This window comes from Brevundimonas sp. (genome assembly GCF_036399195.1).
Lineage (GTDB): Bacteria > Pseudomonadota > Alphaproteobacteria > Caulobacterales > Caulobacteraceae > Brevundimonas.
On the sequence record NZ_DASWNO010000188.1, the window covers coordinates 1 to 7421 of the forward strand.

At 68.9% G+C, this 7421-nt stretch carries 10 protein-coding genes; 5 read left to right on the plus strand and 5 right to left on the minus strand.

What is annotated here, in order from left to right; genetic code table 11:
- Positions 1–63 precede the first annotated feature (63 nt).
- Positions 64–633, minus strand: coding sequence for a UbiX family flavin prenyltransferase (locus tag VGB60_RS08690; RefSeq protein ID WP_331037870.1), 570 nt, complete (start codon positions 631–633; stop codon positions 64–66).
- A gap of 172 nt (positions 634–805) precedes the next feature.
- Here VGB60_RS08690 and VGB60_RS08695 point away from each other — a divergent pair, with 172 nt between their 5' ends.
- Entirely contained in the window at positions 806–979 is a 174-nt protein-coding gene (locus VGB60_RS08695; protein ID WP_331037871.1) for a YdcH family protein, read from the plus strand.
- Between the two features lie 58 nt (positions 980–1037).
- On the opposite strand, the gene VGB60_RS08700 is transcribed toward VGB60_RS08695, so the two are convergent.
- A complete protein-coding gene (locus VGB60_RS08700; RefSeq protein WP_331037872.1) occupies positions 1038–1706 on the minus strand; it encodes a DUF1013 domain-containing protein in 669 nt (222 codons plus the stop codon).
- Positions 1707–1920: 214 nt separating this feature from the next.
- On the opposite strand from VGB60_RS08700, the gene VGB60_RS08705 reads away from it, so the two are divergent.
- Positions 1921–2505, plus strand: coding sequence for a beta/gamma crystallin-related protein (locus VGB60_RS08705; protein WP_331037873.1), 585 nt, complete (start codon positions 1921–1923; stop codon positions 2503–2505).
- A 1-nt stretch (position 2506) separates the two neighbouring features.
- Here the strand turns inward: VGB60_RS08705 and VGB60_RS08710 are convergent, their stop codons facing one another.
- Positions 2507–3478 (minus strand): NAD(P)H-quinone oxidoreductase, encoded by a 972-nt coding sequence (locus tag VGB60_RS08710; RefSeq protein WP_331037874.1) that lies wholly within the window; start codon positions 3476–3478, stop codon positions 2507–2509.
- 83 nt (positions 3479–3561) lie between these two features.
- Here VGB60_RS08710 and VGB60_RS08715 point away from each other — a divergent pair, with 83 nt between their 5' ends.
- Positions 3562–3768 carry a DUF1192 domain-containing protein gene (locus VGB60_RS08715; RefSeq protein WP_331037875.1) on the plus strand — a complete coding sequence of 69 codons (207 nt, stop codon included), beginning with the start codon at positions 3562–3564 and terminating at the stop codon, positions 3766–3768.
- Positions 3769–3867: 99 nt separating this feature from the next.
- Positions 3868–4383, plus strand: coding sequence for a DUF1465 family protein (locus tag VGB60_RS08720; RefSeq protein ID WP_331037876.1), 516 nt, complete (start codon positions 3868–3870; stop codon positions 4381–4383).
- Positions 4384–4408: 25 nt separating this feature from the next.
- Here the strand turns inward: VGB60_RS08720 and VGB60_RS08725 are convergent, their stop codons facing one another.
- Entirely contained in the window at positions 4409–5968 is a 1560-nt protein-coding gene (locus VGB60_RS08725) for a L,D-transpeptidase family protein (protein WP_331037877.1), read from the minus strand.
- Positions 5969–6140: 172 nt separating this feature from the next.
- Positions 6141–6365, minus strand: a complete 225-nt coding sequence (rpmE, locus tag VGB60_RS08730; RefSeq protein ID WP_331037878.1) for a 50S ribosomal protein L31 — start codon at positions 6363–6365, stop codon at positions 6141–6143.
- Between the two features lie 133 nt (positions 6366–6498).
- On the opposite strand from rpmE, the gene VGB60_RS08735 reads away from it, so the two are divergent.
- Positions 6499–7421: ABC transporter transmembrane domain-containing protein (locus VGB60_RS08735; RefSeq protein WP_331037879.1), on the plus strand; the 923-nt coding region annotated here is incomplete at its 3' end.

Below are 7421 nucleotides of genomic sequence, written 5' to 3' on the forward strand. Positions count from 1 at the left end.
GTTCCAGGCAAGCGTCGGCCACGCCCCCGGCGCGATAGGCCGCGACGGCCCAGTCCCACAGCGTCATTCCGGGCTGGCGCCTTTCAGCCCGTCCCAGCGCCGCACCGCGGCCCAGTCGAGGCCGAACAGGTCCAGCGCCCGGCCCACGGACTGGTCCACGATATCCTCGATCGAGCGGGGTCTGGCGTAGAAGGCGGGCAGGGGCGGAGCGATGATCGCGCCCATCTCGGTCACGGCCGTCATGGTGCGCAGATGGCCCAGGTGCAGCGGCGTCTCTCGCACCATCAGCACCAGCGGCCGTCGTTCCTTCAGCACCACGTCTGCGGCGCGTGTCAGCAGGGTCGAGGTCACGCCCGTGGCGATCTCGCTCATCGTCCGCACCGAACAAGGCGCCACGATCATGCCCATGGTCCGGAACGACCCCGACGCGATCGTGGCCCCGACATCGGTCAGCCGGTGCGTCACGTCGGCGCGCCCGGTCAGGTCGTCCGGCGATAGATCGGTTTCCTGAGACAGCGTCAGCAGAGCCGCCCGAGTGACGACCAGGTGGCTCTCCACACCCAGTTCACGCAGCGCCTCGAGCGTCCGCACCCCGTAAGTCACGCCGGACGCTCCGGAAATTCCGACGATCATTTTTCGGGGTTCGGCGCCGGCCGGCTTCGGTACGGCTCCGTTCACATCTTCGGCCAAGTCCGGCTCCAGGCTCGTCGCGTCCGCAGGTCCGGCGTCTCACCGGAACGTGATTCTACAACCGGGCCAGCCGGGCGCTCACTCTAGTGGTCCCTTAGACATGGAGGCGCAAGCCATGACCATCGAAGCTCGTATCCGCGAACTGGGAAACCGTCACCGCAGCCTGGATGAGACCATCCGGCGCGAGGTCACGCACCCGGCCTCGGACTCGCTTCGCGTCAGGGAGCTCAAGCAGCAGAAGCTCCGAATCAAGGAACAGATCACCAGTCTGGAGGCGCGCGCAGGATAGCGCCCGCCCCAGAACGAAATCGGCCCCGGAGAGCGATCTCCGGGGCCTTTTTTCTGTGTCAGTCCTTGGAGCCGAACACCGACGCCGCCGTAGGCTCGGCGCCGCGGCGCTCGCGGGCCTCGGGGACGAACTCTTCCTCGGCGGGTTCCGGCGCATCGACGGGCTGGAGGGTGGCGCCGCCCTTCTTGGCGTCGTCCTTGGCTTTCTTGTCGGCCGCCTTGCGGACCAGCTCGTCGAGCGCCAGCTGACCGACGAGACCGAGCGTCACCGGATCGACCGGCTTGATATTGGCGCTGTTCCAGTGGGTCCGGTTGCGCACGCTCTCGATGGTCGACTTGGTGGTGCCGAGCATCTTGGCGATCTGGGCGTCGGTCACCTCGGGGTGGTTGCGCACGAACCAGGCGATCGCGTCCGGGCGATCCTGACGACGCGAGACCGGCGTGTATTTCGGCGCGGGCTTGCCGCCCTTCATCAGTTCGGCGTGGCGGCTGACCACGGCCTGCATGCGGTAGTTCTCGTCGTTCTGGGCCTTGTCCAGCTCCTCGCGCGTCAGCTGGCCGTTGACCAGTGGGTCGGCGCCGCGGATGTCGCGCGCCACGTCCCCGTCGGCGATGCCGCGCACTTCCAGCGGATGCAGCCCGCAGAAGGCGGCGATCTGTTCGAACGTCAGGGAGGTGTTGTCGACCAGCCAGACCGCGGTGGCCTTGGGCATGAGGATGTCGGTCATGGACGCTTCCGATTGTGCAAATTCGAGCCGGAAAACCGGGCTCTGGATACGACGGCGCCCGGCCTTTCGACCGGGCGTTGATGAATCCGATATAGGCGCATTCGCCTGAAAAGAAAACGGACGCCGACACCAGCGTACAGCCAAGGTTCATGTCCGGTATCGGACCGTGTCTCCAACGGCGCATCGGGCGCTGCAATCCCTTGGGAGGACGACAATGTTGATTGAAATGCTGGCGGCCATGACGGTCGCGTCGACCCCGGCGGCGCAGGGCGGACAGGTCTCCCCGCGCGTGGCGCCGCGTGGCGACTACCGCGAGAGCTGCAGCGGCGAATACGTCAACCGCGGCCGACTGTATGCCGACTGCCGCACGGACCGGGGCCGCGTCCGCGGGACGTCGATCGAGTTGAACCGCTGCTCGGACTACACGATCCGCAACGACGACGGCCTGCTGGTGTGCGGGCCGAACCGCGGCCAGTTTGAGGACCGGCCGGATCGTCCTGATCGGCCGGACCGGCCCGACCGTCCGGGCGGCGGTCGCGAGGCGATCACCGTCTACCGCGACGCCGACTTCCGGGGCGCGTCTTTCCGCTTTGACGGACCCATACCAAACCTGGCCAACAGCGGCTTCAACGACGCCATCTCGTCTATCCAGGTGCGCGGCGAGTGGGAGGCCTGCACCGACGCCTACTTCCGCGGCCAGTGCCAGACCTTCCGGGACGACATCCGCAACCTGCAGCGCTGGGGCGTGAACGACCGGATTTCTTCCCTCCGCCCGGTCGGCCGCGGCGGCCGCTGGTAAGTCAGACAGTCAGGACGACCTTGCCGACATGGCCGCCCGCCTCCAGAGCGAGGTGGGCGGCCGACGCCTGCTCCAGCGGAAAGACCGCGTGAACCGGCGGTCGGACCTGCCCCGCCACGACCCAGGGCCAGACGCGAGCCTCTACAGCCGCGATCAACCGGGCCTTCTCGTCCGCCGGCCGGGCCCGAAGCGTCGAGCCGGTCAGCACGATCCGCTTCATCATCAACCGCGCCAGATCAATCTCGGCCAAGGACCCCGACAGGGTGGCGATCACCACCCAGCGGCCGTGCGCTTTCAGGGCGGACTGGTTCAAGGCGGCGTACTCGGCTCCCACCATGTCGAGCACCACATCCACGCCGCCGAAAGCCGCGATGGCGGCGGCCAGGTCGTCCGAAACCGCGTCGAGACTGAGATCCGCACCGAGATGTGACGCCGCGAGGGCCTTTTCCCTGCCGCGCGAGGTTGCGACCACCCGGGCTCCGGCGGCCTTGGCCATCTGGATGGCGGTGACGCCAATGCCGCTGGTCGCGCCGTGGATCAGCAGGGTCTCGCCGGGCCTGAGGGCGCCGGCCTCGAACACATTGGCGAAGACCGTGCAGACCGTCTCCGGCAAGGCCGCCGCCTGTACGAAATCGACGCCGTCCGGGACGGGGAGGGCGTGCCGTGCGTCGACCACCGCCAGTTCGCCGTAGCCACCGCCGCCCAGCAACGCGCAGACGCGGTCTCCGGCCCTCCAGCGGGTCACGCCAGGCCCGACCTCGTCGATCTCGCCCGCGACCTCCAGCCCCAGGATGTCGGACGCTCCGGGCGGCGCGGGGTAGCGGCCGAGCCGTTGCAGCAGGTCCGGGCGGTTCACGCCCGCGGCCCGCACCCGGAGGCGGATTTCACCCGCGCCCGCTGCCGGATCGGGTCGTTCGGACAGAGTCAGGGCTTCCGCCGGACCGCTCCCGCCGGTGATCTCGATGACCCGCATGCGCGCCTCCGCTCCTTGCAATCGCCCTGTTCCGGGGGTTCAGTTAGGCGGTTGCGTATCCCTTGACCACGAAGGAGACAGCGATGTTCGAGGATCTGGAGCCCCGGCCCGTGCGCGGCGCGCCGCTGGCGGCCCTGTCGCGCGAGGACCTGGACCCCTATTCGGTCGTGGACCTGCAGGAGCGGATCACCGCGCTGGAGGCGGAGATCGCCCGCTCGCGCACGGCCATCGACGGCAAGTCGTCCCAGCGCAGCGCCGCCGACGCCATCTTCAACTTCCGCTCCTCCTGACACGGCCGCTGGCATGAGCATTGCACCGACCGGGGCGCCGCGCGCATCTGAGCCCGGCGTGTTACGGATGCGCGGCCCTTGACGAGTTTGACCCCCTTCATGCCCACCAACGTTCCGCTTCCTCCGTCGTCAGGCCGTTCGCGCGCCACGGTCGTGGACGACTTCGCGCGCTCGGAGCTGTTCGACCGTACGTTCCGGGAGGGCATGGAACTGGTCGAGGACACCGCCGCCTATCTGGATGGCGACGGGCGGCGCGAGTCCAAGCTGCTGTCTCGCGCCACGGCGCTGGCGTACGCGGGGGAAAGCATGAAGCTGACCACGCGGCTGATGCAGATCGCGTCCTGGCTGCTGGTGCAACGAGCGGTGCGCGAGGGCGACATGACGCCCGAAGCGGCGTGCGAGCCGCGCTACCGACTGGCCGGCCGCAAGGCCGAGACCGAGCCGACCGACGCCGAACTGCCCATCGCCCTGGTCGAATACGTTGTCCGGGCCGAGAAACTCTACGACCGCGTCCTGCACCTCGACCGCCGGATGCATCTGGACCCGCCGGAGGAAGAGACGGTCAATCCGGTACAGAGCCAGCTGGACAGGCTGACTGCGGCGTTCAGGCAGTAGCGAGGCCGGGGAAGTCGCTTGAGCCCTACGGCCCGACGTCGTTCGCCTCGCGCGCGCCGTCATCGATGGGCTTGGGCAGGCTGATGGCGATGCCGAGCGCCTCGGCCAGCTTGGCGTCGCGTTCGTAGACGTCCTCGCGGAAGGCGACGCGGCCCTGTCCGTCGACGAAGGCGGTCCAGTACAGCAGCCGCACGGTGATCTCGCGGCCCGTGGCGATGCGCTTGGTTTCACGCGTGTCCTGCGCCGTGTCGAACTCGGACAGCAGCGTCGGGTCGGGAGACAGCAGCAGGCGGGCGAAGTCGACCGCGTTCTGGACCCGCACACAGCCGTGCGAACGCTGGCGCATCGACAGGTTGAAGGCTGCCTTCGCGGGCGTGTCGTGCAGGAAGATGGCGTAGCTGTCGCGCAGCTCGAACTTCACATAGCCCAGCGCCGCCGACGGTCCGGCCCGCTGGATGACGGTGCCGTTCGACATGTACATGTTGTTGGCCGCCAGATAGCCCGGACCCTTGGGCAGGATCTCGTTGCGGGCGATCGACGCCGGCACATACCAGGGCGGGTTGGCGACGACCGAGGCGAACTGCTTCTCGAGACTGGGTGTCTGGTTGGCCGGCGAGCCGCAGACGACGCGGTTCGAGTGCACCGGACGGCCGTCCTTCCAGTAGACCATGATGGCGGCGGCGGTGTTGACCTCGATCCGCTCCGGCGCGACCTCGCGCTTGAGCCAGCGGCGGCGCTCGAGATTGAGGGCGATCTGGCGGGCGCGGTCCTCGGCCGAGGCAGAAAGGGATCGTTGCGTGCTGGGTCCGATGCGGCCGTCGGCGCCGAGGCCGTGACGGGTCTGGAAGCCGCGCACGGCCTCTTGCAGTTCCGACCCGTAGACGATGCCCAGGGCGCGCAGCCGCGCCCCTTCGGCGGCGGGCAGGTCGCCCTCGGCGACAAGCCGCTGGATCAGCGCGGGGATGCGCGCGTCGCTGCTGCCCGGCTCGATGGTCGGCCCCTGGCGGAAGGCGGGCCAGCCGCCTTCGTTGATCAGACGGCGGTAGCGCACATAACCGGCGGACAGGTTGGAGTAGCCGATGTCCGTGGGCGCGAGGGCCTCGAACCAGTCGACCAGCTTGTTCTGTGCGAGAGAGTCGTTCAGGCCGACCGGCAGGTTGACCCGGTTCTTCTGCATCTCCCACAGGTCCTCGACCGTCTCGGGACGCACGCGGCCTTCGCTGAGCACCCGGGCGTAGTCGAGGGCGGCGGCGGTGGTGCGAATCTCGGCCGCGCCGCGCCCGGCGGCCAGCGCCTGGAAGTCGAAGAAGTCCGCCGGCGACAGCCCGTGCCGCTCGGCGCGGGCGGCGGCCGCCTGAAGCGCGCGCAGCCGCTCCGGGGTCCACACCGGACGCCAGCCGTTCAGCTCGTAGAAGGCGCGGACGTCGGGTTGCGCCGCCGCCGGCAGGGCCGCCAGCTGGTCGTTGAACGCATCGTAGAAGGCGACGGCGCCGGGATCGCGCGTCTGGGCGACGACCGAGGCGGCCCCCATCGCGGACGCAACCGCCGTCACGGCCGCGCCAAGTCCCAATTGCCGTCGATTCATTGCAAGGTCTCTTCGGTCGGCTTCCATGCGGGACACCGCGTCCACACCCCCGAAAGCCAACGGCGCCATATTATCGGCGTTCCGGAAAAACAGAAAGGCGCCGGTCCTCGGACCGACGCCTTTGTGATCGTGTCGCCGCAGGGTGTGACAGGAAAGTCGCCCTGCCGTTACCTCACTTCTTGATGAAGCCGGCGAACTTGTTGTTGAAGCGCGAGACGCGGCCGCCGCGGTCCATCAGCTGCTGGTTGCCGCCGGTCCAGGCAGGGTGCGTCAGCGGATCGATGTCGAGGTTCAGGACGGCGCCTTCCTTCTGGTAGGTCGAGCGCGTCTGATAGGTCGTGCCATCGGTCATCGTCACGGTGATGAAGTGGTAGTCGGGGTGCGTATCCGCCTTCATGGGTCTGGTCCGGTCTCTGCGCGATGACGATGCCGACCGTCGGAGCGCGAAAATGAGAAAACCCGCCAGCGAAGGGCGGGAATGAGCGGCGGCGTTTACACCGGGGCCCGTTCCGGGGCAAGAGGCGCGCGCCATGACCGATACAAGCTCCGCCGCCTCCGCCGCCGCCGCCGATATCCGCGGCCGCCCGGGCGCGGGCGCGGTGCTGATGGAGCAGATCGGCGAGGCCGGGGAGCGCCGCGCCAAACGCCGCGACGTCCGCCCGCTGGGCCGGCTGCTGCCCTACGCCCTGCGGCACAAGGGCCACATGGCCATGGCGGCGCTGTGGCTGGTCCTGTCCACCGCCGCCTCGCTGGCGCTGACGGCATCGGCGCGGGGCGCGATCGATAACGGCTTCGACAACAGCGGCTCGCAGTTGAACCTGTGGTTCCTGCTGCTGGGGGCCAACGCCCTGTTCCTGGGGCTGGCGACGGCCGTACGCTATTACTTCGTGACCAAGACCGGCGAGCGGGTCATCGCCGATCTCCGCAAGGGTCTCTTCGAACGGGTGCTGACGCTCGACCCGGCCTTCTATGCGGCCATGCGGACGGGCGAGGTGCTGTCGCGCCTGACAACCGACATCGCCCTGGTCGAGACGCTGATGACGACCTCGGTGTCGTTCGCCCTGCGCAACTTCCTGACGCTGATTGGCGGGACCGTCCTGCTGTTCGTCGTCAGCCCCAAGCTGACCGGTCTCGTGCTGCTGGTCGTGCCGCTGCTGCTGGGACCCATCTTCCTCTTCGGACGGCGGGTGCGGAAGCTGACCGTGGCGTCGCAGGACCGGTTCGCCAACGCCGTCGGCTTCGCCGGCGAGAGCGTCGACGCCATCGAGACGGTGCAGGCCTTCGGCAGAGAGGCCAGCGCCATCGCCCGCTTCGGCGCCGCGGTGGAGGACGCCTTCGGCGTGTCGCTGGTCCGCATGAAGGCGCGGGCCTTCATGACGGCCATGATCATCGCCGTGATGTTCGGCGGGGTGACGCTGGTGCTGTGGTTGGGGGCGCAGGACGTCATCGCCGG

Bases quoted from the DNA above. Each gene is read 5' to 3' on its own strand.
- VGB60_RS08690 (WP_331037870.1), bottom strand. From the start codon at position 633: ATGATCGTCGGAATTTCCGGAGCGTCCGGCGTGACTTACGGGGTGCGG.
- VGB60_RS08695 (WP_331037871.1), top strand. From the start codon at position 806: ATGACCATCGAAGCTCGTATCCGCGAACTGGGAAACCGTCACCGCAGC.
- VGB60_RS08700 (WP_331037872.1), bottom strand. From the start codon at position 1,706: ATGACCGACATCCTCATGCCCAAGGCCACCGCGGTCTGGCTGGTCGAC.
- VGB60_RS08705 (WP_331037873.1), top strand. From the start codon at position 1,921: ATGTTGATTGAAATGCTGGCGGCCATGACGGTCGCGTCGACCCCGGCG.
- VGB60_RS08710 (WP_331037874.1), bottom strand. From the start codon at position 3,478: ATGCGGGTCATCGAGATCACCGGCGGGAGCGGTCCGGCGGAAGCCCTG.
- VGB60_RS08715 (WP_331037875.1), top strand. From the start codon at position 3,562: ATGTTCGAGGATCTGGAGCCCCGGCCCGTGCGCGGCGCGCCGCTGGCG.
- VGB60_RS08720 (WP_331037876.1), top strand. From the start codon at position 3,868: ATGCCCACCAACGTTCCGCTTCCTCCGTCGTCAGGCCGTTCGCGCGCC.
- VGB60_RS08725 (WP_331037877.1), bottom strand. From the start codon at position 5,968: ATGAATCGACGGCAATTGGGACTTGGCGCGGCCGTGACGGCGGTTGCG.
- rpmE (WP_331037878.1), bottom strand. From the start codon at position 6,365: ATGAAGGCGGATACGCACCCCGACTACCACTTCATCACCGTGACGATG.